The sequence below is a fragment of the Streptomyces sp. DI166 genome, from assembly GCF_900091315.1.
Classification (GTDB): domain Bacteria; phylum Actinomycetota; class Actinomycetes; order Streptomycetales; family Streptomycetaceae; genus Streptomyces; species Streptomyces fuscus.
This window is the reverse complement of sequence record NZ_FLSP01000012.1, coordinates 26,932-52,278: the sequence shown is the minus strand read 5'-3', so window position 1 is coordinate 52,278 and position 25,347 is coordinate 26,932. Positions and strand designations below refer to the sequence as shown.

Below are 25,347 nucleotides of genomic sequence, written 5' to 3'. Positions count from 1 at the left end.
TCCGTGCTTCAGTGCTCGGCCTCGGTGCCCAATCCGGCGGCGCCTGCCATGGCGATGAGGTCCTTGCGGTCCGTGGCCATGAGTTGCTCCTCCGCTTGCAGGATGCGATTGGCCACGGTCTTCTTCGTGATGTGCAGGACGGTGGCGATGTCCTGGTTGGAAGGTTCGTCCGGGGTGGCGGCGAGGTTCACCACTTCCCGTTCCGCGGGGGTCAGTTCGGGGAGGGCGGACTACGACATTCTCGGATAACCGGACTGCTCGGCGTGAGGCGCAGGGCAGCGCGACCGACTGCTTGTGTACTTGTGACGAGCCTTTCAGGGTTACGGTCAGCTCATGCCTTATGAGTTGTACCGCCGTACAAGCCGGCTGTGCTCGATCGAGGCGCTTGATTCCCGGCTGCGCGCGGCGGTGCTGGCTGCGGCCGAGGTCGAGCACTTGGATGAGGCACTGGAGACATTGATCGCCTGTGTGGAGACCCACAGCGTCCCCCGCCGTCGCCCCGGTCTCCTGACGCATGTGATGGGCCGTGGACTGCGACATCAGACGTTGTCCGCCGGCGTGCTGCTACCCCGTCATCTGCTGATCGCTGTGACCGATCTGCGCAGTGGGACGACTACAGCCCACGCCGTGGAGTTGGCCGACGTGACAGTCACCGACGCTGATCAGTACGGCGTCGTGGACGGCGGCGTAACAGTGCTGGGCCGTTGGTCGGGGATGTCCGAAACAGCGTCGCTGTACGTGGGGCTCGGGGCGGACGAAGCCGGCGGCCGGTTCAAGGAATTGCTGCATCAAGCAGTGGCGAGGGCGAAGAGGCAGCGCCCTGGTGCGGGGTATCGGCCCGCGCCTTGACGTGCTGCGCGGTGCAGTCCCCCTGGTCAGAGCCGCCCCGTGAGCCGCCTGACCCGGCGCATGGGGCAGACCTGTCAGCGGTCGATCTCCACCGGAAAGGGGGCCGCCACGCGGGGGAACCGGCCCGTACACCCCCGCGTTGGTTACGGATGTGACTGATGTGACGCCCACCCTGCCCGCCGACCACAGCCAACTGATCTCCGACCTTTGCGGGATCATCAACGACTACCCCAATGGGGACCCGGAACTGACCCTCTCCGTCCTGGCCGGTGACGCGACGGACGCGCTCGACCGCGTCGGGACCCCGGAAGGACGCCGGGAGCTGACCGGGTACACGATCCTGTTGTATGCCACCTGCGCGTACGTCTCGGCACGCGTCTTCAGCAAGTCGCTGTTCGAGACGTACACGGAGGCCCTGGACGGGTTCCGCGCCACGCTCGACCCGGCGTCCTGTGTCTGCCCGGCCGGAGCCCACCCTGAGGACCTGGACTCGGAGTACGGTGCCGAGGCAGGGGTGAGCATGCTGACCGAGGCCGGCCGCGCCGTATTCGCCGAGGAGTACGGTCTCCATGACGAGGGACTGGCCGCGTTCGACTGCGACGGGTTCCTCGCCGGCCTCGCCGACCAGGCCGCCGACTACATACGCGAGGCGCACGAGGAGGTCTTCGGTCACATCGACGTCTCCCACCTCGACGCGCAGTTCATCCGCGACGGCGGCGGCATCGACGTCGTCGCCATGCAGGAGTCGATCCGGCGTACCTGGGAGCACAACACCGGCCCAGTCGCCTTGTGGTCCGCCCGCCGCTGGCTGTCCGGGCAGGTGCGGGACGAGGAACGGCTCGGCCTGTTCCTGTGCATGTGGATGGGCATCGACCAGACGCACGCGCCGCTGCCGCCCTCGTACACCCGCGATCTGACCGCGGCCCTCGACACCGTTGACCTGGACGTCTCCTGCGAGCACTCCCGTCACCCCTGGTCCGCCGCCGGGACCGCCACGGAGTCCCGGTACCGCGCGGTGGTCCACCTGTACGCGCCCGGGGAACACCCGGACACCCCCGTACCCGCCGAACTCTCGGCCCGCGAGCTGCGGGAGTGCCCGGCGCACTACGCCGAGCTGGCACGCAGCGCACTGGCGGACGTCGAGGGCTGGAGTGACACGTACGACGGCGAGGACGAGGACTGGGAAGGCTGAGCGGTTCCGCTGCACTGCCGATCGCGCGCTCCGCCTCTGTCACCTCGCTGGTCGTGAACGCGCGTCGGGTGCCGACGTCTCAGCGCAGCGGTGTCGAAGGCGTCGAGCGGGCTACGTACCCCAGCCCGTCGTACTCCCGGGCGAGGACCGTCGGAGTCAGGTGGAAGCGGTAGGTCACGCGCGGCACCGAGGCGCCGAAGGACCGTACGAACTGGCGGTCCTCCAGCCACTCGGCGACGGCGGGACGTGCCCGGCCGCCGCGCAGGTCGAAGATGTGATCCTCCGGTGTGACCGAGGCGAGCCTGCCCTCGACCGACCGCGGGCCCGCCGAACCGATGCTGTGTTTCCTGGGCGTGCGCGTCGCGGAGTTACCCGGGCGGGCGCGGAAGGCGCCCTCGCCGAAGAGCAGACCGAGGGCGTAGTAGCGCTCCCCGTAGTGGCTTCTGAGGTGCTGCCCCATCGCGGGTACGTCTCCCGCGTAGCAACCGGCCGTGACATGGCCGTTGTGGGCCCATACGGCCACCCTGCCGGGCGACCGCTCCTCCAGGGAGATCACTTCCTGCGCCATGTACCGGTCCCGGACCGCCAGCGCGCCCGGTTCCTCGCCGTCGCCGTCGCCGTCACCGCGCAGCGGCCGCGAGGCCACGTCGGCCGCTGCCACGATCCTGCGTGCGTGGGCGAGCGCGTCGTCGACCGCTTCGGCTCCGGCGCGTACGGCGAGTCCGGCCCCGCCCTCTTCGAGGAAGCGCACGAGTTCGCGCGCCTCGGCGAGGATCTGCCGTCCCTGGACGGTGAGGGAGCCCGGCTTGGCGTCGGCCAGGGTGCCGAGGAGACCGCCGGTGAGGCTGCCGGTGAGGTCCGCCCGTTCCGGCGCCAGTGTGCGCAGTGCGGCGTCGAGGGCGGTCAGGGAGGCACCGCAGCGCTGTGGGTCGATGCCGACGAAACGCACGGCGCGCTCGCCCGGAACGGTCCGGTTGTGCTCCCGCATCCACTCGACGACATCGAGCATCTCGCGGGTCCGCCAGGTCCAGAAGCCCAGGCCGGCGAGTGCGCCGGCGGCGTCACCGGTGCCGTGCAGGACGTAGTCGTCGACGGCCCGCGCGGCCGAGGCGCTGGCCTCCAACGCCAGGGCGGTGCACCCCATTTCCTCGACGAGGAACCGCAGTAATCGATGCTTGAGCCGGAAGAATTCCGCGGTCCCGTGCGTCGCCTCACCCATCCCCAGAACTCGTACGTCGTTCAAGGTCTTTCGCAACGGCTCCAGGTCGCCGTGATCCGGCTTTGATGCCTCGGCGTGCAGGTCCCGCAACGGCAGTGCGTTCCCCTTCAGCCACTGCTGCACTTCCTCGGTCATCGTTCGTTCCTTCCGCGTCGGCTCTCGGCACGGCGAGCCTAGCTTTCACGCGATCAAGTCCGTTTGCGCGAGGCTGATTTCCGCCGAGAGTTCCGCGAGGTCCTCCACAGCGGCATTCCAGCCGTGTGCCAGACCCACACCCGCCGGGTTGAGGACCACCTCGTCCACGCCGGCGCGGCCGTATTCGCTCAGTGCGGCGGCCACTTCCCGCGCGGTTCCGTAGACGAATGTTCCCGAGTCGACCAGGGCGCGCGCGTTGAGATAGGGCTGTGACGGGTGCACCCGCAGCCCCGCGCGTTTCAGCATGTCCGTGTAGTGCGGTGCGCCGAGGTGTGCGCGGGCGGCCGTGAAGGCGAGCTGGCGCGGATCACGCCCCCCGCGCGCGACGGCGACATGGACGACGGTGACCAGGCGCGGCACGGGGCGGCCCGCCGCTCGGGCACCCCGGTGCAGCGCCGGCACGACGTCTCGCGCGAGATACGCGGGCGGTGTCATCCAGGTGATCGCCGCGTCGGCCAGCTCACCGGCCACCCGGGCGAGCGCCGGGCGCAGGACTCCCAGGCCGATCTCCACACCGGGATGGCCGAGATCGGGCAGCCCGGATTGTCGGCTGCCGTGCCCGGACACTTCCTCGCGACGCTCACCGTCCGCCCGGCGCTCATCGTCCGCTCTCCGCTCACCGTCCGTCCTCCGCCCACCGAGAAATCCGCGCAGTTGCCGCAGATAGTCGGCGCACGCGGCTCTCGGGCTCTCGTAGGGCTCACCGCGCAGACCTGCCACGAAGTCGGGTGATCCGGGTCCGATTCCGAGCGTCATCCGCCTGCCGGTCAGACGGGCGAGGGAGCGGGCGTGTGCCGCCGCCTCCATCGGGTGGCGCAGCGGCATCAGGGTCACGGAAGTACCGACCGGGAACCGGAATCCCATGCCCGCGAGGTAGGCGAACATCTGATGGGATTCGATGGCGAGGGACTGGCCCTGCCACAGCCGCGCGAAGTCCCCTCCCGCGACGAGTTCCGCGAACGGAACCGCGTCCGTGGGGTCCTTGGGCATGACGGGGAAGATGACCGACGTTTCCATGAACTGGCCTTCACTGAGAGGCGGGTTCGCCGAGATATCCCGCTGCCTGCAGATTGAACAGATGGGCGTATACGCCGTCGGCGCCGAGCAGGTCGTCGTGGGTGCCCTCCTCGATGACCCTGCCCCGGTCCAGGACCACGATCCGGTCGGCGATGCGTACCGTGGAGAAGCGGTGGGCGATGATCAGGGAGGTGGCCTCGCCCGCGATGTCACGGAGCCGGCCGAAGATCTCGGCCTCGGCCTCGGCGTCGATCGCCGACGTGGGTTCGTCGAGCACGACCACCGGGGCCTTCCTCATGAAGGCCCGGCTCAGGGCCACCTTCTGCCACTGGCCGCCCGACAGTTGCCGGCCTTCCTCGAAGTGCCTGCCGAGCATGGTGTCGTAGCGGTCGGGGAGGTCCGCCACGATGGTGTCGGCTCCGCCGGCCGTCGCGGCGGCCCGCAGGCGCTCGTCGTCGTCCATCGCCTCGACCCGGCCGAAGCCGATGTTGTCGCGGACGGACATCTCGTAGCGGATGAAGTCCTGGAAGATGACGCCGATATGACGATGCAGGTCGTCGAGGTCGTACTCCTCGATCGGTACGTCGTCGATCAGGATCCGGCCGCCCGTCGGCTCGTACAGCCGGGTGAGCAGTTTGACGACGCTTGTCTTCCCCGCGCCGTTCTGGCCGACGAGCGCCACGCACTCGCCCGCGGGCAGCAGGAAGTCGACACCGTCCAGGACGAGCCGGTCGGTGCCGGGGTAGACGAAGCTGACATCGCGGAACTCGATGCCCTTGCGCAGCTTCGCCGGGAACGGGCGCGTTCCGCCGGTGATCCGACGTTCCGGGAGGTCCAGGAAGGCGAAGAGGTTCCCGAGGAAGAGCGTGTCCTTGTAGAGCGAGGCGATCCCGAGGAGCATGCCGTGCGCCGACGCCTGGACGGCCCCCATGGACTGCAGATAACCGGCCAGTCGGCCCACCTGTCCGTCGTCCGCGGCCGAGGCGATGGCCCACAGCAGCGCGCCGGAGGAGGCCAGGACGCTCAGCGCGCCCAGCGCGCCGACGATGGCCGACTGGCTGCGTGCCAGCCGCCGGTCGACCCGGAAGAACTCCCGGGCCAGCCGGCGGTACCGCGCGACGAACTGCGGTCCGAGCTGGAACAGGCGCACTTCCTTGAACGAGTGATCCGTCGCGGTCAGGTACTGGTAGTAGTACATCCGGCGGCGATCGGCCGCGCGCCCGTATTCGACGGCGTACGCCTTGTGCGTGTAGATTATGTGGGCGACCACCGACGGGACCGGTGACACCAGGATGAACACGGCCACCCAGGGCGACCAGGCGAACAGCACGACGCTCACCGAGACCACGGTGACCAGCTCGCGGCTGACCGTGAGCAGTTCCGAGAACAGCTGGTAGATACGGCCCCCGCTGCTTTCCTGGAAGGCGCGCTGGAGGTTGTCGTACGACTCGGCGTTCTCGTACTGCTCCAGGTCGAGCCGGGTGCCCTTGACCATCACCATCTCACCGATCCTGGTGGTGAGTTCCAGGCGCAGCAGCGAGTCCAGGTACTGTCCCCACACGTCCAGCGTGTGTCCGGCCACGGCGATCAGCAGCATGGCGACGCCGGCCCGCAGGGCCTGGCCCTGTGCTCCGTCGCTGCCGCCCGCGGCGTGCGCGACGGACTGCACCGCGCTCGCCGTCAGGGCGACCTGCACGCCCGGGATCGCGGCCGACAGGACCGAGACGACCGCGAACGCGGTGACCCGCCGGGCGCTCAGCTTCCAGAACAGCCGCAGCACACGGAGCCAGATCACTTGGCCTCCTCGGCGGCCAGCCGGCCGCGCAGGGCGCGCAGGGTGTGCCGCAGCAGCCCGTACGTGCGCTGCTCCCGGGTCCTGTCGACCGACAGCAGGCGGTTGACCTGCATATGGGCGAGGCTGCCGAGGACATGGGCGAACGGCACCGCGAGACGCTCGCGCCGGGCGGCCTCGCCGACCGCCGCGGCCGCGGCGCGGACGGCCGGAGCCTGGGGCGCGAGGGCCGCCGAGATCCGCAGGCGGTGGTCGCGGCCCCGGTCGTGGGTGAACCGGTCCCAGGGCAGCAGCAGTTCGCAGAGGTAGTCGCGTCGCTTGCGGAAGTCGTCGCGGGTGGCGCCGTCGTCGCCGTGGCCGGGGAGCAGGTCCAGGCGATCGGCGAGGGGGACGCCCCACTGGTGGAAGAGGGTGTCCACCGCGGCCATGGCCACATGCTCGTCCGCCAACTCCGGCAACTCCGCGCGTTGCGCGATCAGTTCAGCGGTGGCGTCGCTGTTCGCCTCGAAGAGCCGCTCGACCGCGTCGAAGGTGTCGGGGCCGCCGTAGCGCAGGGTCTCGGGACAGTAGCTGTCCATGGCGAGGTCCTGGGCGAGTCCGCTGTCCACCACGCTCTTGCCCCAGGCGCCGAGGCGCCCGAGCATCCCCGCCCGGTCGCTGCGCACCCGGATGCGCAGATGCGGGCGGGGATCGGCGTACCGGATGTAGAACCACCGGTCCACGGCGTCCTGCGTACGCAGTTCCGCGACGAGTTCGCGCAGCGGACCGGCGATGATCTCGTCGTGGCGTTCGAAGGCGGCGTACAGCTTGATGTACGACCATTCGCTGCCCGGCACGTAGCGCCGTGCCGGGATCTCCATCCGGGGTCCGGCCCCGCCACGGTGCACGGTCCCGGGGTCGGCGGCCACCACGGGGATGACGATCTCCTCGGTGTACCGCCGCCCGGCGTCGTCGCTCAGCCAGTGGTGAGCGAAGTCAGGCAGCATCTCGTGGAGCAGCACGGCCGCACCGTTCTTGCGGCGGACCTCCTCCCGCAGTTCGGCGACGCAGCGGGGGTGGTCGAGGTCGAGCAGCAGCCGGTTGTCATGCTCCACGAGGTACACATGGCGTGGTACGTGCCATCGCTTGCGCCATGCCGTGAGGGCCTTGAGGTTTTTGAGGTCCTTGAGGTCCGTTGGGTCCGTGCGGTCCGTGCGGTCCGTGCGGTCCGTGCGGTCCGTTAGGTCTGTGCGGTCTGCGCGTTCCGTTGGGTCCTTGAGGTCACGGCCGTTCAGCCGCCACTCGGCGGGCCGGAGCACCACTTTGCCGCGGGTCACCCGGGGCAGGAACGCCGCGTGGGAGACGGGACCCCAGTGGAATCCGCCGGGCATCACATACCCGTCCTGCGATGCCTCCAGCAGGAAGCGGGCGACGTTCGGGGCGGCCAGCGGGCTGAGCATGTGGTGCTGTGTCACGACGACCTCGCGGTCGAGCCGCCGCGACCACAGGTGGAAGCGCCGGTCGTCGGCGCCCACCAGGATGTCGTCCAGGGGCAGCACCCGGTCGGCGGGCACCGACGGGCCGGTGTTGACGGGTATCTCGTATCCGCGCAGGCCCGGGTGCGCGGCGACGTTCCCCGCCCTGCCGTAGGTGGGGAGATAGGCCAGTTCCGCGTGGACCACGTGGGGCTGGAGTTGTTCCTCCCGGCGGGCGAGTTCGCGCAGCCGGTCCACGAGGCCATCGCCGAGCAGGTCGAAGAAGCGGCCGAAGGTGCGACCGCCGTGGGCGAGGCCGTCGGCGCGGACGACGGCCCGCCACTCGCCCCGGTCGACGGCCTGCCGGTCGGCGGCCTCAAGCTGCAGGTAGAGGTCCATCGTGGGGAGCAGCGGTCCTGGGGACGCCTCGGGGGCGAGGCGGTCGAGCCAGGAGTCGGTGAGTTCCGCTTCGAGGGATCCGTCGCGCCAAGCCCACTGCGCGAACTCGACGACGGCACGGTCGTAGTCGGAGCTGTCCTCGGGCTCGACGCCGCCGGACGGGCCGGCCGTGCGGGGCGGCTCGGTGTAGGACTCGGGGGCGTCCAGGCCCTGGTCCGGGCTGAGCAGTTCCAGGACGGGGACGCGTACGCCCTGGCCGTACCGTTCCAGGAAGTCCTCCCGGTACCGCTTCAGGTGGGAGTTGCCGGGGACCGTGGCCGCGCTCAGGCGCATGAGGACGTCCACCGTGTCGGCCGCCGCCTCGGCGACGGACCGGTTGAGCTCGTCCGACCGCAGGTCGATGGCGGAGTCGAGCTGGTAGGTCTGGCCCCTGTAGCCCGGTACGAGCTTTTCCTGGGCCGTGCGCAGCTGCGCGAACGAGGCCGGGTCGTCCGCGTGCCGGATCAGCTCGACGACCTCGCGCAGCCGCTCGACCACGTCGATCACGTCGGCTGCGTCGGCTGCGTCGGCCGCACGCGGGACTTCGGCGAGCCGGTCGAGCAGGTACTCCTCGGGCCTGGCCGACGTCTGGGGCGGACGCAGGTCACTGGTGAGGAAGTTGAGGTCCCACAGCCGCTGCACCAGGCTCTCCTTGGCCGCACCGGACGCCTCGGGGAAGGCGGCCGACAGCGCGTCGGTGATCTCCTGGTACGTCACGGGGGTCGCAGCGGTGTCCAGCACGGTGTGGACGGCGGGAGTCGCCCGTACACGGACCGAGCTGCGGTCGCTCCTGCCGTAGACGTCGGCGTGCGGCAGGACCATGCGGTCGCCGGAGACATGGGCGGTGGCGTTGCGGACGATCCCGAGCCCCCGCCAGATCTTCGGGTCGGTCTCCAAACGCTCGATGCAGGCGAGAATCCACGCCATGTCCGCGCGCACCCGGCCGCGCCCGATGACCGGGCTCTCCAGCCGCGCGGTGGTGCGCCCGGAGAAGGTCCCGGCGGCCACGCCCGAGAACGCCCCGAAGGGGGTGGGCCGGGTCGACATACGGGTGAGATAGCGCCACAGCCGCGAGTGCAGCCGCGCCACACTCCTGGGGGACATCCGCTCCAGGTGCGCCAGCCCTTCCGCCAGGCCCTCACTGGCGACGAAGACCGCCCGCCGGACCTCCGGTTCCTGGGCCAGCCGTAACAGGGCGTCGGTGGTCAGCTCCGGGTCGCTCATCAAGTCGAGATAGGTCTGCACGGGCAGCGCGGGAGCGCGCAGCAGGTAGAAGTCGGCGGGTACATACCGGGACATGCGCATCACCTTGCGAAGAAGGCCCGGAACCAGGCCGGACGGTCGTCGTTCAGGGCCGCGAGGATCGCGAGGGCCACGCCGGCGGCTCCGGTGAGCAGGCCCGGGTCGTCCACCAGGTTTCCGGGCACCTCGTGATCGGCGAACACCGCCGGGCGTGCCTCGTCGGAGTGGTCGAGCAGACGGTCGAGCAGGACCGGTGTCCGTTCCCGCGCCAGGCGGCTCCAGGGTGCGAAGGCGCGGCACATCATCAGCAGTCCGGCCTGTCCGTGACACAGGGTGGGCGACAACGGACCGGCCTGCTCCGCCCTGCGCAGGACGGCCTCGAACGCGGTGACCGCGGTGGTCAGCAGGTCGCTGTCACCCGTGGCGCGGGCGACGTCGAGCAGGGCCGAGGCGACCCCCGCGGTGCCGTAGCACCAGGCGATCCGGTCGTGGCCGTGGGTCCGGGGCCGCTCTTCGCCGTGCTCGTCGACCGGCACGCCGTCGTGCCACAGCGGGCCGAACTCGTCGGCGGTCCGGTGCCCGAGAATCCAGGAGGTGAGCGTGGCCACGGCCGATTCGAGCCCCGGGTGCCGGTGACCCGCAGCGACCGCCGCCGCGAGCGCCGCGGCGACTCCGGGAACGCCGTGCGAGTAGCCCAGGTTGAGGTACCCGTGGGGATATCTGGCGTGGTAGTCCCCGACGGGCGGGTAGGCGTCGGGGACGAGCAGCCAGCGGCGCGGGGTGCGCTCGGCCTGCGCCGGCTCGCTCAGCCACACCAGGTAGTCGAGGAGCCGGCGCACGGCCTCGCGGACGGCGGGGCTCGGGTCCTCGACCGTGGCTAGGTACGCGAGTACGCCGGCCGCTCCGCCGATCCAGTCGTAGTCGGCGTCGCTCAGGACGCGTTCGACGGCGCGGTAGTCGGTGTCGAGGACCTGGGCGGCGAGCTGCTCGTGCACGCGGTGCAGACTCGGCAGGAAGCGCGGTTCGTCCGCGGCGCAGTCGGCCAGGGCCAGGGCAAGTCCACTGGTTCCGCCGAAGATCCCGGGATTCTCCAGCGGTACGACCCGGGTGCTGAGCACGGCCTCCCGGATGTGTGTGAAGGCGGTCTCCCGGTCGCCGAGCCCGGCGCGGGCGGCGTACAGGTGCAGCAGCGCGGTTCCGGCCTGGCCGTGACTGAGGCTCGGCGGGTACCAGCCCACGGGGTGCACCGCCTGTTCCGCGGCGGTCAGGGCCAGTTCGGCCACCTGGTCGGTGGTCGCGGTCCGTTCGGCTACGAGACGGACCGCGCGGTGTGCGCGTTCGGTGAGTGAGTCCGAGTCCCCGTCGCCCCGAACCGACCCCTGGGCCGTCTCCCGGTTCTCCAGCATGTCCATCCCTCGTGTCGCGGCCGCTCGGCGTCGTGGCGGAAACGGGTGTTGCCGTGCTGCTTCCACGGCAACACCCGTTGTCGAACGTGAGCCCCGTTCGGTGCGACGGGCCCGGTCCCGTTCGGGACTGCGTCCCGTCAGGGCTTCGTCATGTCAGGACTGTGTTCCATGAGGGCTTCGTCCCGTCAGGGCTTCGTCCCGTCAGGGCTTCGTCATGTCAGGACTGCGTCCCGTCAGGGCTTCGTCCCGTCAGGGCTGCTGAACGCAGCCCGCGGTGCAGTTGGTGGTGCAGACACAGGTGCAGGTGCCTCGGCAGGTCACGCGGGTGCAGAGCGACCGCGTGAGCAGCGACGAGATGGACATCGGTTGGTCCACGGCGCCCGCGGACGGCGAGGTGACCCGGACGTCCAGATCGAATTCGTTGCCGGCCATGTCATTTCCTTTCCGGTGATGAATTCCGCCCGGCGGCGGAATCACGCAGAAACGGCCTCTGCGTGATTCCTATTCTCCTCGTCGGCCGCATCGGCACATATTGTCGTCGGCGACAGTATTCCGAAAGGCGTACGACGCCAGGCAGAGACGCAGACGCGAATTCAGTTCCAGCTTTTCAGTAATGGCCGACAAATGGGCGCGCACGGTCCGTTCGGTCAAATGGAGCCGGTCCGCCATGTCCTCGTTCGACAGTCCTTCCGCCATCAGGACGAAGACCTCCGACTCCCGCGGAGTCAGCCGGTCCAGCCGCTGCAGGGCGGCGATCCAGTGGGGCTCGTGCCGCCGGGCTTCCGGAAGGTCGCGGGCGGTCGGGGTCACCGCGCCGGCTCCTGCGCGGACTTCTCCGACTGGATCAGATGGCTCTCGACCAACTGCCCGTACATGCGGTCACGGACGAGGAGCTCTTCATGGGTGCCCACGGAGCTGACCCGGCCGCTGTCCATGACGACGATGCTCGGCGCGGCACGGACCGTCGACAGCCGGTGGGCGATGACCAGCAGCGCACAGCGTTCGGACACCTTCAGCAGGGCTTCGGCGAGTTCGGCCTCGCTGATGGTGTCGAGGTGCGAGGTGGGCTCGTCGAGCACCAGCAGATCGGGCTCGGCGAGCAGGGCGCGGGCGATGGCCACGCGCTGACGCTCACCGCCCGACAGCCGCAGCCCCCGCTCGCCCACCTCGGTGTCGAGCCCGTCCGGCAGGCGCCGTACGAGCGGGCCGAGGTCGACGGTGTCGAGCACGTCGCGGATGGCGTCCTCGGACGCGTCCGGCGCGGCGTAGGTGAGGTTGTGCCGCAGTGATCCGTAGAGCAGCGGCGTGTGCTGTTCCACCAGTGCCACGTGCCGCCGGTAGGCCCGGTGTTCCAGCCGTCCGAGGTCGGTGCCCCGGAAGAGCACCGTTCCCTCGTCCGGGTCGTGGAAGCGCTCGATGAGGGAGGTCACGGTGGTCTTGCCTGCGCCGGATCTGCCCACCATGGCGAGGTATCCGCGCTCCGGGATCTGCAGGGACACCCCGCTCAGGACCTGGCGGTCCCCGTACGCGAAGGAGACGTCCCTCAGTTCGAGCAGCGGGCCGGGCCCTTGGGCCGGGACCTCGCAGGGGTCCGGGGTGGTCTCGACGGGCAGCTTCAGGGTCTCCTGAATGCGCTTGAGGGACCCGAGGCCGCGCTGGATGAGGCTGATCGCGCTGAAGAGTCCGGCCAGCGGCATCACCAGATAGGTCGCGTAGAGCAGGAAGGCGACCAGCTCGCTGATGGTCATGTCGCCGTTCGAGACGCGTACCGCGCCGATGAGGAGGACGAGCAGGAACGAGCCATTGACCGCGACCTCCATCATCGGCGACACGAGGGAGCCCAGGCGCGCGGAGCGCACCCCGCTCGCGCAGGCGGCCTCCGCGTCCGCGCCGATGCGCTCGGCCTCACGGAGTTCGGCTCCGCAGGCGCGCACGGTCCGGATGTTGCCCAGCGCCTGTTCGAGGTCGGCCGTCATGGTGCCGACGTCCGTGAGGGACTGCTCGGTGGCCCCGCGGATACCGGTCATGACACCGGCGACGAGGACCGCCGCGGCGACGATCGTGCCGATGACGACGGCGAACATGAGGGGGTCGATCCACAGCATCAGTCCCGCCGTCCCGACGGCGGTGAGCGTCACGGTGACGAGCTGGACGAAGCTGCCCGCCACCATGTCGCGCAGCACGGTCGTGTCCGTTCCCACACGGGAGAGCAGATCGCCGACCCGGTGGCGGTCGAAGACGTCGATACGGACGAGCAGCAACCGGTTGGTCAGGTTCTTGCGCAGCCGCAGTACGACGCCCTCGCCGACCACGTCGAGCAGGAACTGGCCCACGCCCTCGATACAGGCCTGGGCGGCGAACAGCCCCGCGAGCAGCAGGGCCGGCCAGAGCAGCGACTGCCCGGTCCCCACCCGGTCGATCAGCCGCATCGTCATCAGCGGCTGCAGCAGCCCGAGCGCGGTGCCGATGACGGTCAGGGTGAGCGCCCAGACGACGGTCGTCCGCCGCTGCAGGAGCAGCGCGAACAGGTCGCGGACGCCGACGCGTTCGTCCGCGCCGATGCTGTCGCGTTCGTCTTCGCCGATGCTGGCGCGCTCGTCCTCGCGGACGCCGAGGCGCTCGTCCTCGCCGATGCCGAGGCGCTCGTCCTCGCGGATGCTGTCGCGTTCATCCCCGGCCGTGCCGGCCATCGGTTGCCCTCCTCGTGTTGTGCGGTGCCACGCTGATCAGCACCCGGAAATAGCCCTCGGGGACGCCCTCGCCCACCATGCGTCCGTCGGCCTCCACCCAGGCGTGCGCGGCGAACGGCGGGGCCGTACGGACCCCGACGCACCAGGTCGGCCAGCTGCCCCGGGCGCGGCACAGCAGCGCGGTCGCGATGGACCGCTGAAGGCATCCCTCGCGTCCGGCGCACACCAGGCTGACGGTGGTCACCGCGTCCCGCGCGGCCGCCGCCCGGTCGAAGCCGGCGGGCCGCGCGCCACGGGCGAGTGCGGTCAGCAGCCGGCGGATGCGGTGAGGCGGGAGATGGGTGAGCGGCTTGGCGACCGCCACGGCCAGGCGTGCGGCGAGCCGCGCGCGACGGGGGACCTCGGACCGGGGGCGCAGTACGGTCTGGAAGCTCACCGGTCGACCAGCCCCTCCTCGACCAGCCCTTCCTCGACCAGCCCTTCCTCGACCAGCGCCGCGACGAGTGCCTGGGCGTCGGACCGCGCTTGCTCCGGTCCGACCTCGAACTCGGCGGTGAGCCGGGCGATCACCGCGTCGAGGTCTTTGCCCGACAGCAGTTCGTCCAGCACCAGGCTGCCCGTGGGGTTGAGCTCCCAGTACTTTCCGCTGCGCCCGTCCAGCAGGATCTTTCCGTAGTCGGTCTTCACCAGTGACACGTCGGCTCTCAGCCGCATGAGTTCCTCCTTGGGACGGCGCTCAGGTGGTGCGCAGCCAGATCTCACAGGCGAGCGTCGAATCGAGGCCCGCGTACCGGAGTTCCGGCGAGGAAGGCTGCAGTGTGGTTCTGACGAGCCGGTCCGCGTCGACCAGCCCCAGCCGGGCGAGACGGGAGTCGTGCCACAGCTCGGCGATCCGGGCGCGGTTCTCCCGCAGTCCGTTGGCCGCGTCGGTGGACGCCTCTCCCTTGGTCTCGCGTTCGAGTACGGCGGCCGGTACGACGCCGCGCAGCGCGGCTTTGAGCAGTGGCTTGTACTGCCAGGGCGACGACCGTTCCTCCGCCCGCACCGACCAGCACGCCTCGATGACGCGGTCGTCGAAGAACGGGCTCGCCATGGGCAGTCCGCCGTGCTCGGCCACCTGGTGCAGGACGCGCGTCACCCGCGTTCCGTGGCGCAGGACGTTCAGCTCGTTGTGCCGGGCGCGGGTCCTGCCCAGGGGAACAGCCGACTGTGCCGCCTGCCGCATCCTGTCGCGCACCGCGGCCACGGCGTCCGGTGTCGCCCAGCCGGGCATCCGGGGCGGGACGTCCCAGGCGAGGACGTCCGCGCTGTGCGGCGCGGCCCGCGCGGCAGTGAGCCGGTCGGCGCTGTCGGCCAGCCACTGCCCGTACGGCCTGCGGTCGGCGACCACCGACAGGGCGTCCCGCAGCGACCATCTGTTGTGCGCCCGGTAGCCGCGGAGATGGCGCAGAGCACCGAGCGGGTCGGTGGTCAGCCGTTCGAGTACGTGCGCCGGGTGGCCCCACAGAACGTGGTCGCCGCCCATCCCGGTGAGGTGCAGCGCGGAGCCGCGAGCCAGCATCTCGTCGTGGCCGGCGAGTTGCCGGGGCTGGTCGAGGATGGTCGGCGCCGGTTCGTCGACCGGCCCGGTGACCTCCAGCAGGCCGCTGTAGAAGAGCGGGACACGGTCCACGGGAAGTACGACGTGCTCCGCGTGGTCGAGATCGGCCGCCGCCAGCTTCGCCCAGTGGAGGTCGTCGTCACCCGGGTCGCGGCTGGACATGGTGAGGGCGACCGGGGTGGCCCCCGCGGCGGCGGCGAGGGCGCAGACGGCGGTGGAGTCGAGTCCTCCGGAGAGGTCGGAGCTGACGGTGGCCGCCGCCCGCGTGCGCACCCGTACCGCCGCGTCGAGTTCCGTCCGCAGCAGTGCCGCGCCCGCCTCCAGATCCAGGCGGGGCTCGGGGGGACGCCACCACCGTGTGCGGGAGACACCGTTCGGGCCCGTCTCCAGTTGGAAGCCCGGGGGGACGGCGTGCACGCCCCGCCACAGCGGCACGTCGCCAAGCGGATGAGGGACGGAGTCCAGCAGGCGGACGGCGAGGAGTTCCTCGTCGAGGGGCGCGTCGAGCAGCCGGGCGACGACGTCCGCGCGGTCGCTCGCCACCGGCGTGCCCTCGGCGTCGCCGTGGAAGACCCGCCTCATCCCCGATGCGGTGCCCCGGACCCGTAACCGCCCGCCCGACGCGACGACGAGATGGAACTCGCCGCGCAGCGAGCGGGCGACGCGGGTGGCGGACTCGATGTCACGCTGCTCGGCGAGGCGTTGCGCGACATCGTGCTCATCGGTGGAAGTGCACCCGATGACCGCGATCCGCAGACCGTGCCGGGTCGTCGTGACGCAGGCGGGGCCCCAGGAGCCGATCAGGAAGGGGCGACCGGAGGCATGGAGCACCTGTTTGTCCGCCGTGCGCTTCAGTCGTGTTTCCACATGCGAGGCCACGGCGAGGCCGGCTTCGCAATCAGGCAGTACCAAAAACCAGCTTTCGCCGTGGCTCGACATCATTCTCCCAGAGATTCCCTAGGCTCCAAGCGGCAGACGGACCCTGGGCTCATGCGGACCGCGCCGCAGGAATCCGGTGTCCAATCGGAAATCACCGGCAATGAACATCGCCGGCGCCTCATAGATCTTCCGACCCATACTTGTCACCTCCTTTCCTTAAGGAGTGGAAGCGGCGACTCGATTGGTCATCCGCTCACCGGTGAATCTAGGCGGAGACGGTGACGGCGATCAATGAAAGAACATTCCCGATACGCTGCGTGGTCGTCGGGAAAATCCGCGCCGACCGGGCTTCGGAACCCGTGCCGGCCTGGTCTTTCGACCGTGCGCGGACGAATCGGGGACGAGGCGGGAATCCATGGCTTCCCTGGCATCATCCTGACTCTGCGTATTAGCCTCATCGCCACCGCAGTTGGCGCGGTCTCGCGCACGCGGGGTGCCGCCGTCGCGCACGCACGGGGCGCCGCGGTCGCGCACGCACGGGGCGTCGCCGTCGTACATCACGGGGCGCTGCGGCCGCACACGCACAGGGCGCCGCGGTCACGCATCACCGAGAGCCGCGGTCACGCACCACGGAGAGCCACCGCCACACATCAAGGGAAGCCGCGGTCGCACATCACGGGAAGCCTCGATCGCACATCACAGGGCGCCGCCGTCGCGCCGCCCGTGCGAGCCGTAGGCCAGAGTTCTTCGTCGAATCGGCGTGCCGGGTCCGCCGCCCACCGGGGTACGTGTGGCGGGCGCCGGGGGAATCCGCTGTACGGCGGCCACGACGGCGGCTCGCGAGATCCCCGAGGCATCGGCTCGGTTGACGACATGCCGGAGTTGCTCCGCTATATCGGCGAGGTCCGCTTTTCCGGCGGAATGCATCACGACCGTGCCGCGGCCCCGGCCGAAGTCGATCAGCCCTTCGGCACGTAACATACGCAGCGCCCGCAGGACCGTATTCTTGTTGGCGTTGTACTTCTTTCCGAGTTCGCCCGCCGAGGGCAGATACTCTCCCTCGGCGTAGACGCCTGCCAGTATTTCCTGCTTCAACTTCCGCCTTATCCGGGCGTAGAGCGCCGGTCCGGCACCGCTGTCTGCACGGGCGGGGTCGGTGTCGCATTCGCCCGGCTGCTGTGCGGATGTCATTCCTGCTGTTCCCCCTTGCGCTCTTCCTTCACGACACCGGTGCGGCGTCGGATGTACCACGAAGAATCGGCGGCAGGTCACCGCACCGCCATGTCCGCCGGAGGTCAGCCGGCGCGACGTTCGGACTACCGTGCGATTACGCAAGCAATCGGGACCGTACTGAGCGGATGAAAGTGTGTCAACTGATCCGCTGGCGTTCGCTGATGCCGTCCCTTTGGCCTGAATACATTGTCCGGACGTGTTCAAGACGGCGGTCGGCAGCTTAAGTTGAAGCCACACTCTGTCCGCTGGGGGCAGGAACCGTTATCTCGCCCGGGAGTTGGAGACTTGACGAGCAGCGGCAGCGCCGACAGCGACACGACGGGTCCGTCGTCCCTGGCCCGACGGCTTGAGGACATCGTCAACGCGTACTACCGCGGCAACCGACCTCCGTACAGCAAGATCGTCGAGGAGATCCGCGAGAGCACGGGGCGTACGTTCTCGGCCACTTATCTCTGGGAACTGGCGACGGGCCGGAAGCGGAATGTGACGCGCGACCATCTTCGGGTCCTGGCAGAGTATTTCGGGGTCACCCCGGACTACTTCACCGACGAGGAGGTCTCCGAGCGGGTGAGACGCCAGATGGAGTTCGCCGTGGCTCTGGGGAACAGCAAGGTCCGCACCCTGGCCTTCCGCGCCGACGGACTGTCGGAAGCGGGGCTGGACGCCCTGCTCGCCGTGGTGAACGCGATGTCCCCGTCGACCGCCGCCCCCGGAACGGGCGACGGCGACGACAACCGCCGCGACCCGGGGCGACCTCCCCACCGTTCGAGCCGATAGGACACCGCGGAGAGCCAAGCGGGAACGACCAGTGAGAGTGACACAGCGCGTGCGGCGAACGGGCGAGTATGCCGAGTTACAGCGGCGATGTACGGGGATTCTGCGCGATCTCGGAGTGCGTCGGTCGCTGTCCTTCGGCGCGGTCTGCGAGCGGGTGGAGGCACTCAGAGGCCGCCCGCTCATTCTGAGAGAACTGCCGGAGCAGGCGGCGATTGCCGGTGCCTGCGGCCTCTGGCTGGGTACGGACGACGCGGACTACGTCTTCTACGAGGCCCGGACCGCGCCCTTGCACCGGGAGCACATCATCCTCCACGAGATCGGCCACGTGCTGTGCGACCACCACCGTGGCGTCACGGCCGAGGGCGACGAGCCGATCGCCGGGCTCCTCAACGGTCTGCAGCCGCATCTGGTCAAGCGGCTGATGGCCCGGACCAATTACACGACCGCCGAGGAACAGGAGGCCGAGATGATCGCCAGCCTGATTCAGAGCGCGGGGACGACCGGCGGGGCGGGCGGCCGGCTGGGCCGACTCGGCGCGTTCCTGGGAGTGACGGCCGATGATGTCGGTGCGTGAACTGGCGGCCCTGGTCGGACTCTGGAGCGTCCTCACCCTGTGGTTCGCCCTGCTCTGGCGGGCCCGGCCCGCGCTGCTCCACCCCCACCAGCGGGGACTGTGGCTCACGGTCCTGGCCGCGACCCTCGCCATCACCCTCTTTCAGCCCGGGGTCGTCGAACGGCTCACCGACGCCGGCGCCGAAGTCCATACGATTTCCCTGGCCCGCAATCTGATCGGTGTCCTCAGCGCCGGAGTGGTCCTGCTCTTCATGGTCGACCCCACCCGGACGTGCCGCCTGTGGCTGTCCGTGACGGTGGGGCTGCCTGCCGTCCTGGTCGCGCTGCTCGTCCTGGACATGCTGCAGCTCGAACCGCGCGCGGGGACGGCGTCCGTACAAGGGCCTGCCGACCCCGCATCCGCCTACTGGCTTATCCTCATCGGCGCCCACCTCGTCGGTGACGCCGTCGCGTCCGTGGTCTGCTGGCGGTACAGCACGCGTACCGAAGACCGTGATCTCGTGGCGTCGCTGCGGCTGTTCGCGGTGGGAAGCGTCCTCGGCGCCGTTTTCTGGTTCGGTTATCTCTGGCACCTCTACGGCAGCACACCGCGCCTGCTGCCCTACCTGTCGGTGATCATCGGGGTCCACGGTTTCCTCCGGGCGGCATCGCTGCTGGTCCCCACCGCGACCGCCCTCGTCCGGTCGGCGAACGCCCTGCGGACGACCTGGCTGTTGTGGCCGCTGTGGCGCGATCTGATGACGGCGGTGCCCCAGGTGGCCCTCGCCAGACCGCAGCGCACCAGGCTGCGGGAGGTACTGCGGCCGCGTTCCCCGCTGGCGCTCCAGGCACACCGGCAGACCATCGAGACCTACGACGCACTCCTGGACCTGCAGCGATGGGTCCGGCCGGACGCCTACGAGAAGGCACACCGGCACGCCCGGCAGGCAGGCGTGCCGGAGAACCGGCTCGCGTCGGCCGCACTCGCCGGCGTACTGGACCAGGCCCGGCGCGCCAAACTGGCCGGCGAGCCGCCCGCCGACCCCTGCCCGCTGCCCGGCGTGGTCCATGGCAGCCCGGCGACACTGCTGGGGATCGCCCGGATGTGGCCCACAAGGACGGACCCGCTCCCCGCCCACGCCCGCCCCTCACCGGCCCCACGCCCCTGAACCGACGTCTACGCGTGCCCTGGGGCAACAGGCCCTAGCCGCGTCGAGTGATCCGGAAATCAAACCCGAGGGTCCCCGGATCAAGGGCAGTCGCGCCGCCGTCGACGGTGAGGACCGAGCCGTTGACGTACGACGCCGCCGGGGACAGCAACCAGCCGATCGCCTCGGCGACTTCACGCGCTTCGCCCGGCCGACCCATGGGCAGGAGCCCGGTCGCCGCGTCGTAGGCGGCATCCACACCACCCTGAAGGCCGGCTTCCGCCGCAAAACGCGTCATGCGCCGGTCGGCCATCTCGGTGCGTACCCAGCCGGGGCACACGATGTTGGCCCGCACTCCCTGACGCCCGTAGTCGACGGCGACGGAGCGGCAGAGCTGGAGCAGGGCCGCCTTGGACGTCGCGTACGGGGCGTTGCTCGTGCCGTTGCGCAGCGCGGACACCGAAGCGACGCCGACCACGGCCCCGCGCGACTCCAGCAGGTGCGGCAGCGCCGCGCGCAGAAGCATCAGCGGTCCGGTGAGGTTGGTACGCATCACCTCGTCCCAGTCCTCCAACGACAGGTCGCCCACGGCTCCGCCGCGCCCGATGCCCGCGTTGAGCACCAGCCCGTCGAGTCGTCCATGGGCGGCCAGGGCTGCCCGGACAAGACCGTCGGCCGCCTCGGGGTCCCCCACGTCGGACGGATGGGCCAGTACCCCGATCTCGGCTTCGAGGCGTCGCAGGGGCTCGCTCCGCCGCCCCGAGACGACCACGTGGTGGCAGCCCTCACTCAGCAGCCGAGCCGTCGCCTCCCCGATCCCCGAACCTCCACCGGTCACGATGACAACTCGCTTGTCCGTCACTCTGTTCAGCGCCCTCCTCCGGGATCAAAAGGCACCCCCGAGCCTAGATGATCGACTCCAGGGGATCGACTGCGCGCACAAGGAACGGCAGCCCAACACCGCGACATGAAGCCAGAGTTGGACTCCCTGGCCACCCCAGCCCATGTTGCGGACCGACGACCGGCCCGGCTGCAACAGGCACCTGCGCAAGGCCACCGAACGGCTCCGCCGGATGCCCCGGCCGCCAACATCCGGCGAGGCGGAGCCGGGGCTGCTCGCTGCTCGCGGCTCCGAACCCTCCGCTGGACTCCCTCGCGAACGCGAGGCAGAAGCGCCCCCTCCGGGGCTATCACCCACAGGCACCCCAGAAACACCAGCTATCCATACTGCGACGCGCTGACCTGCAATGACGCACGCCGCAGAAGAGTGCCCCCGGCAGTGTGCTCGCTCAGGATTCGAACCTGCGACACCCGCTTTAGGAGTGGGATTGGATCCTTGCCGGGGGGTGCTCGACGCTGCTATCTGGCGCTGTTTCTCCTGGTCAGCGTCACGGCCGCTGAGTGCTCGATCCTGCTTATGACGGCCCGTGCTGGACGGTCCGCTCACGCATCGCGCACGCATGAAACCCTCCGTCTGAAGGGCATGGTTGCAGCTCACGACCGGGCCCTCAGGCTTGAATGGTGAAGGCGGGCTCGTAGCCCTCGTCGATCTTGATGTCTTCGTAGATCACGGTCTCGCACAGGCGGTTCCAACGGTTGCCGAGGAGAACGGCGAGTCCCATCGGGCAGGCGAGGAAGAGATGCATGCGCCGAGCAGGCCGGGCTACGCGGCGGAGGTGGTCACGGATCCCAACGGCCAGGGCGTTGGCGGCAGAGCTGTCGGGAACTGAGCCGTCCTTCGCCACACCACCAGGCGGGGCATATACCACCAGCTTGGAGACGGGCAGGTTTTGCCCGCGCAGGTACTCCAAGACGTCATCGGTCAGATCGGTCGCGACTGCGATGCCGACGGCGAGTTCGTCGCCTTGGTCGAGCCGGTGTTCTGAGGTTTCGGGGACCAGGGCGGTGTCGTACGAGTCGGTGGTGGACCAGAGCTGGCCGCGTTGTACGGCAGCGAGGTCGGTGCCGGTCACCATGCGAAAGGTGGCGCCGACCAGGAAAGCCGGGGCCAAGCGGATGCTGCCGGTGACCGAGACGGCGTTGGTGCCCGCGGGAAGGCGCCCAGGGGCGGCCTCGATGTCCGCCTGGAGCTGGCTCCAGGTATTCGGCAGCGCGGGGCGGCGTTTGGTGAAGGCAGAGTCGCCGTCGAAGCGGTCAACCCAGTCGAGGGCATGGTCGGCGTCTGCTGCCATCGGATCGGGCTTGAGCGTCGCGATCGACAGAAGGGCCCGGGCGGGGCCGGCCTTCAAACTGAGTGTGTCGACGGCGGACTGAACCATTTCCAGGGTGAGTTCGCGTCGGCCGTCGCGGACCATCTCGGCAACCCAGCCAGTGCCGTTCTTCAGCGCCTGTTCGTCGTGACGTAGACCGGTGAGAGCCATCAGCAGGCGCAGGTGCTCCTGGTAACGGACCATGTCCTGGGCCAGGTCGAAGCGCAACACGGACAGGAGCTCGTGGAGTTCGGCCTCGGCCAGACCGGATGCCTGAGCCCAGCGGCTGCGGGCCCGGCCGAGCTTCGAGGCGGCGCTTCCCGCTGCTGCCTTGGGCATGAGGAACCCGGTGCGGGCATCGCGCATGGCTACCAGCTCGTCACCCGGGTCGGGAGCGCGGTTGCTGACAAGCACCAGCTCCGCGCTGTTGCCGTCCGCGGTCAACTGCCGCCATGCCTTGGCGATCTTCCTGAGGACCGAGGCACCGCCGTCCTTGCTGGGCTTGGTCAGGTACTCCTCGTTGACAGGCGTCGAACTGTCGACCGCGTACTTGACCTGTTTGTAGGTGCTCGGCGGAGTGTCGCGGAGAAGGACGACATCGTCGAGGTTGCCGACGTTGTCGAGTTCCACGCCTACTGATCGGACCGGGTTGGGGGAGCGGGCGGCGTTCTCGCGCAGGAGGAGCAAGCAGGCTTCCCAGACGGCGAGCCACTGGTAGTAATCGCCGGTAGTTCGGACACTGGTTGGGCCGGGGGCTGGGAGGGGTTCCATCAGCGTTCCTCGGTGAAGACAGGAGTGGGCTGGAGTTCCTCGGCGAGGGCGAGGAGGTCGTCGTCGCACACCGGGCGGTCGGGAAAGGCGTGGAAGACGGCGGCAGGGACCAGGCGCTGGGTGAGGTCGGAGTACGTATACCCGGGCCGGTCGATGCTGGGGCCGGTCAGCTCGACAAGTTTGTTGATGGTGCCGGAGCCGATGTCGAGCCCTTGGAGCGCCTGGGTGAGAACCGCGTGGCGCTGGTAGTCGTCGGGGCGGGTGAATGTGAAGGTCGCCGCAGCGCGGCGCATGAGGGCGGGGTCAAGTGCGCCGACGCGATTGGTGCACAGCACGACGATGACCGGGACCTGGGCGCCAGCGAGGCCGTCGATGCCAGCCAGGAAGGCGTCGACGCCGGCGCGGTCCTCGTGGTGCATTTGCTGGGCCGCGCGGGATTGAACAAGGGCGTCGGCCTCGTCGACGACAAGGATCTGCACGGAGCGCACACCGTGAGCGCCGGTCGCGCGTCGGCCCGCATCGTGCATGTGCGTGAAGGCGTCGCCGATGAGGGACGTCATCTCGCCGACCAGGCCGCTGCCCCGGGTGGCGAGCTTGAGCCGGTACAAGTAGACGGGCAGGTTGAGGTAATCGGAGAGGTCACAGCCGAATGACTCGGCCAGGGCCGACTTTCCGGAACCGACGTCGCCGGCGAAGACGAACAGCGGCGCGCGATCGGTGAACAGGTTGAGCGCGGCGACATCGCGTCCGTGATGGTTGGCGGCCCAAGCCTGGAGGCGGCGAGGGTCTGCGAGCAGGGCAGCCTCCTTGCGCAGGCGCAGCTTCATGTCGTCGAGACCCACGAGGCGGTCGTAGCGGGCGCGTCGAGTGGCCTCGGGCAGTTCGATGACGGGGTGGAACAGGTCGTCCTGGCTGGTCACGCTGTTGTTCCTCCTGCTGGTGGCTCTGGGCTAGATGGCGACGTAGACGTCGCGGGCGACACCGGCGCCGTTGCGGGCGTAGCCGTGCCCGGTCGTGCTGGTACCTGCGAGCGCACTCGGGGCGTCGGCGGTGGTGCGGTTGACTGGCAGGGCCTTCTTGACGTCGGCCTTTTCGCTGCTGGTCAGGTTCAGGAAGGCGGAGCTGTAGGTCAGGTAGCTGTAGAAGCTGCAGTCCGCGAGATCGGTCGAGTCCGGGAGGTTGCCCGGCCTCCCGTCAGTGAGCTGACCACCGAGAGTGGCCCTATAACGGAGGCGCAGCTTCCAGGCGTTGCCGCCGACATCGCGAAAACCGTAATCGACGGTGTCGAGATACCCGTCCCGCAAGAGAAGGGCCACCTCCTCGACGTAGTCGTCGATGCTACTGAGGGGAGGCTTGCCGAAGTAGTTGTGGAGGATGCGCAGGTCCGCGCCGATCTTCCCTCCTACGTATCGGGCATCGGTGATCGTGAACGAGGTGGATCTGGTGTAAGAGCCGGTCATGACTACGCTCCCGGGAAGGCAGGGCCGAACAACTCGCGCCAGGCGTCGATCGCGTCGCCCTTCGTGGTCGCGTGAGCGGCCCACGAGATGGTGTCGAGCGTTGTCTTGGCGTGCTTCACCAGTCGCTGGCGGTCCAGTTCGGTGTAGGTGGAAGCGACGTTGTTCTCGGGGTTGACCGGATCCCAGACCTGGATGGATGCGTTGGAGGACGAGACCTCGTTCGCCTTGTAGTAGTCGGTGAACACGATCGGCTCCCGCAGCCCCGTACGAACGATGTAGGAGAGCACCTGCTCGAACGCCCGTGGGTAGTCCTTGACCTGGAGCGGCTCGCCGTTCCAACCGGTCTCCCACAGGTGTGCGACCAGAAGCTCGATCAGAAAGGACTTGCAGCGCAGGTCGGGGTCGACGCTCTTGCTCTCGCGGATCCACGCCTTCAGCAGACGGATCAGCTCTCGGTAGGCATCGCCTGCGGCGTCCTTCCTCTTCTTGATGAACTGCAGGTGCAGGGTGACAGACGTGAGCACCTTGATGCCCTGGCTGGTCACGAGGTAGCCCCTGTCGTCCGGCTCTCCGGTGTAGAGCACCGGTACGACATCGATCTTCAAGCCGGTGCCCCGCATGGTGATCCCCACAGCGTGGTCCGACGGGACGAAGTCCTCTGCGACCTTGGTCTTGCCGTACACCTCGATGCAGCGCTTTCGCAGCCAGTCCAGCACGGTAGCGACATCGACCTCCGGGTCGGCTACGCGCAGGTAGGCGGCTACATCTGCATCAGAACCCTCTCCTTTGCGTCTCCGGATTGCCGTGTGCTTGGCGACACTCCCAGAGGCGCGCAGCTTGACCAGGTCGAAGTCCGGGTGGTCGGCGATGTAGTCCTCCAACCGCTCCCGCAGGTAGTTCACCTGGCGTCGGCGCTCCTTCGCCTCCTCCTTCGGCACGTTTACTTTGCCCTGTGCGAAGGCTTTGAGGACGTCGTGGTCGACGTAGGGCTCTCCTGCCATGTTCCGCTCACCTTTCGCTCAAACGGGCCAACTCGGCCGTAGCACCAGGCATACCACCTGCCACTGACAATCCCGTCTGAAGTTGACAGCAGGGGCGGCACGCCGCCTTCCAATCCGGGCCGACTCCATCCCTGTCGGTGGTGTCAGCGGACCGTTCTACGCGCTGTGGCAAGGGGGTGGCGGGTCTGCTGTGTTGGGGCTGGCGCCAACTCTCCGGCTCCG

At 69.4% G+C, this 25,347-nt stretch carries 24 protein-coding genes; 5 read left to right on the top strand and 19 right to left on the bottom strand.

Going from position 1 to position 25,347, the window contains the following annotated elements; translation table 11 throughout:
- Positions 1-8: 8 nt before the first annotated feature.
- A complete protein-coding gene (locus tag GA0115233_RS08675; RefSeq protein ID WP_093719534.1) occupies positions 9-215 on the bottom strand; it encodes a LuxR C-terminal-related transcriptional regulator in 207 nt (68 codons plus the stop codon).
- Between the two features lie 118 nt (positions 216-333).
- Between GA0115233_RS08675 and GA0115233_RS08670 the strand changes: the two genes are divergently transcribed.
- Entirely contained in the window at positions 334-849 is a 516-nt protein-coding gene (locus GA0115233_RS08670; protein WP_093719533.1) for a hypothetical protein, read from the top strand.
- Positions 850-1,000: 151 nt separating this feature from the next.
- Complete coding sequence (locus GA0115233_RS08665; protein WP_255310101.1) at positions 1,001-2,041, top strand: hypothetical protein; 1,041 nt, start codon at positions 1,001-1,003, stop codon at positions 2,039-2,041.
- A gap of 79 nt (positions 2,042-2,120) precedes the next feature.
- On the opposite strand, the gene GA0115233_RS08660 is transcribed toward GA0115233_RS08665, so the two are convergent.
- From GA0115233_RS08660 to GA0115233_RS08605, 13 genes are all read right to left on the bottom strand, one after another.
- Entirely contained in the window at positions 2,121-3,395 is a 1,275-nt protein-coding gene (locus GA0115233_RS08660) for an erythromycin esterase family protein (RefSeq protein WP_093719531.1), read from the bottom strand.
- 45 nt (positions 3,396-3,440) lie between these two features.
- Positions 3,441-4,472, bottom strand: a complete 1,032-nt coding sequence (locus GA0115233_RS08655; protein WP_093719530.1) for an LLM class flavin-dependent oxidoreductase — start codon at positions 4,470-4,472, stop codon at positions 3,441-3,443.
- 10 nt (positions 4,473-4,482) lie between these two features.
- Positions 4,483-6,267, bottom strand: a complete 1,785-nt coding sequence (locus GA0115233_RS08650; RefSeq protein WP_093719529.1) for an ABC transporter ATP-binding protein — start codon at positions 6,265-6,267, stop codon at positions 4,483-4,485.
- The gene (locus GA0115233_RS08645) at positions 6,264-9,455 is read right to left on the bottom strand and encodes a lantibiotic dehydratase (protein WP_093719528.1); all 3,192 of its coding nucleotides are present in this window, start codon (positions 9,453-9,455) and stop codon (positions 6,264-6,266) included. The genes GA0115233_RS08650 and GA0115233_RS08645 overlap by 4 nt, the downstream gene beginning before the upstream one ends.
- A 5-nt stretch (positions 9,456-9,460) precedes the next feature.
- Positions 9,461-10,804, bottom strand: coding sequence for a lanthionine synthetase C family protein (locus tag GA0115233_RS08640; RefSeq protein WP_093719590.1), 1,344 nt, complete (start codon positions 10,802-10,804; stop codon positions 9,461-9,463).
- 249 nt (positions 10,805-11,053) lie between these two features.
- The gene (locus GA0115233_RS08635) at positions 11,054-11,236 is read right to left on the bottom strand and encodes an FDLD family class I lanthipeptide (RefSeq protein WP_093719527.1); all 183 of its coding nucleotides are present in this window, start codon (positions 11,234-11,236) and stop codon (positions 11,054-11,056) included.
- 69 nt (positions 11,237-11,305) lie between these two features.
- Entirely contained in the window at positions 11,306-11,614 is a 309-nt protein-coding gene (locus GA0115233_RS08630; RefSeq protein ID WP_255310100.1) for a response regulator transcription factor, read from the bottom strand.
- Positions 11,611-13,494 (bottom strand): ABC transporter ATP-binding protein, encoded by a 1,884-nt coding sequence (locus tag GA0115233_RS08625; protein ID WP_218063424.1) that lies wholly within the window; start codon positions 13,492-13,494, stop codon positions 11,611-11,613. The genes GA0115233_RS08630 and GA0115233_RS08625 overlap by 4 nt, the downstream gene beginning before the upstream one ends.
- Entirely contained in the window at positions 13,472-13,930 is a 459-nt protein-coding gene (locus tag GA0115233_RS08620) for a lasso peptide biosynthesis B2 protein (RefSeq protein WP_176711678.1), read from the bottom strand. Before GA0115233_RS08620 ends, GA0115233_RS08625 begins: the two co-directional genes overlap by 23 nt.
- Positions 13,927-14,208, bottom strand: a complete 282-nt coding sequence (locus GA0115233_RS08615) for a lasso peptide biosynthesis PqqD family chaperone (protein WP_093719526.1) — start codon at positions 14,206-14,208, stop codon at positions 13,927-13,929. Before GA0115233_RS08615 ends, GA0115233_RS08620 begins: the two co-directional genes overlap by 4 nt.
- A 22-nt stretch (positions 14,209-14,230) precedes the next feature.
- Positions 14,231-15,961, bottom strand: a complete 1,731-nt coding sequence (locus GA0115233_RS08610) for an asparagine synthase-related protein (RefSeq protein WP_176711677.1) — start codon at positions 15,959-15,961, stop codon at positions 14,231-14,233.
- A 90-nt stretch (positions 15,962-16,051) separates the two neighbouring features.
- Positions 16,052-16,171, bottom strand: a complete 120-nt coding sequence (locus GA0115233_RS42320; protein WP_354430648.1) for a keywimysin-related RiPP — start codon at positions 16,169-16,171, stop codon at positions 16,052-16,054.
- A 498-nt stretch (positions 16,172-16,669) separates the two neighbouring features.
- Positions 16,670-17,164 (bottom strand): GntR family transcriptional regulator, encoded by a 495-nt coding sequence (locus GA0115233_RS08605; protein ID WP_093719524.1) that lies wholly within the window; start codon positions 17,162-17,164, stop codon positions 16,670-16,672.
- A gap of 327 nt (positions 17,165-17,491) precedes the next feature.
- On the opposite strand from GA0115233_RS08605, the gene GA0115233_RS08600 reads away from it, so the two are divergent.
- The 3 genes from GA0115233_RS08600 (at position 17,492) to GA0115233_RS08590 (ending at position 19,704) form a co-directional block, all read left to right on the top strand.
- Complete coding sequence (locus GA0115233_RS08600) at positions 17,492-17,983, top strand: hypothetical protein (RefSeq protein ID WP_093719523.1); 492 nt, start codon at positions 17,492-17,494, stop codon at positions 17,981-17,983.
- A gap of 115 nt (positions 17,984-18,098) precedes the next feature.
- Entirely contained in the window at positions 18,099-18,557 is a 459-nt protein-coding gene (locus tag GA0115233_RS08595) for a regulator component (RefSeq protein ID WP_255310099.1), read from the top strand.
- A complete protein-coding gene (locus GA0115233_RS08590; RefSeq protein ID WP_255310098.1) occupies positions 18,541-19,704 on the top strand; it encodes an MAB_1171c family putative transporter in 1,164 nt (387 codons plus the stop codon). Before GA0115233_RS08595 ends, GA0115233_RS08590 begins: the two co-directional genes overlap by 17 nt.
- A 34-nt stretch (positions 19,705-19,738) precedes the next feature.
- Here GA0115233_RS08590 and GA0115233_RS08585 read toward each other — a convergent pair whose 3' ends face one another.
- The 5 genes from GA0115233_RS08585 to GA0115233_RS08565 all read right to left on the bottom strand — a co-directional run bounded on the left by GA0115233_RS08585 (position 19,739) and on the right by GA0115233_RS08565 (position 25,125).
- A complete protein-coding gene (locus GA0115233_RS08585) occupies positions 19,739-20,545 on the bottom strand; it encodes an SDR family NAD(P)-dependent oxidoreductase (protein ID WP_093719522.1) in 807 nt (268 codons plus the stop codon).
- A 646-nt stretch (positions 20,546-21,191) separates the two neighbouring features.
- Positions 21,192-22,523 (bottom strand): SAVED domain-containing protein, encoded by a 1,332-nt coding sequence (locus tag GA0115233_RS08580; protein WP_240800414.1) that lies wholly within the window; start codon positions 22,521-22,523, stop codon positions 21,192-21,194.
- A gap of 140 nt (positions 22,524-22,663) precedes the next feature.
- The gene (locus GA0115233_RS08575) at positions 22,664-23,584 is read right to left on the bottom strand and encodes an AAA family ATPase (RefSeq protein WP_093719520.1); all 921 of its coding nucleotides are present in this window, start codon (positions 23,582-23,584) and stop codon (positions 22,664-22,666) included.
- A gap of 30 nt (positions 23,585-23,614) precedes the next feature.
- Positions 23,615-24,124 carry an HORMA-1 domain-containing protein gene (locus GA0115233_RS08570; RefSeq protein ID WP_093719519.1) on the bottom strand — a complete coding sequence of 170 codons (510 nt, stop codon included), beginning with the start codon at positions 24,122-24,124 and terminating at the stop codon, positions 23,615-23,617.
- A 2-nt stretch (positions 24,125-24,126) separates the two neighbouring features.
- Complete coding sequence (locus GA0115233_RS08565; RefSeq protein ID WP_093719518.1) at positions 24,127-25,125, bottom strand: CBASS oligonucleotide cyclase; 999 nt, start codon at positions 25,123-25,125, stop codon at positions 24,127-24,129.
- Between the last annotated feature and the right edge of the window lie 222 nt (positions 25,126-25,347).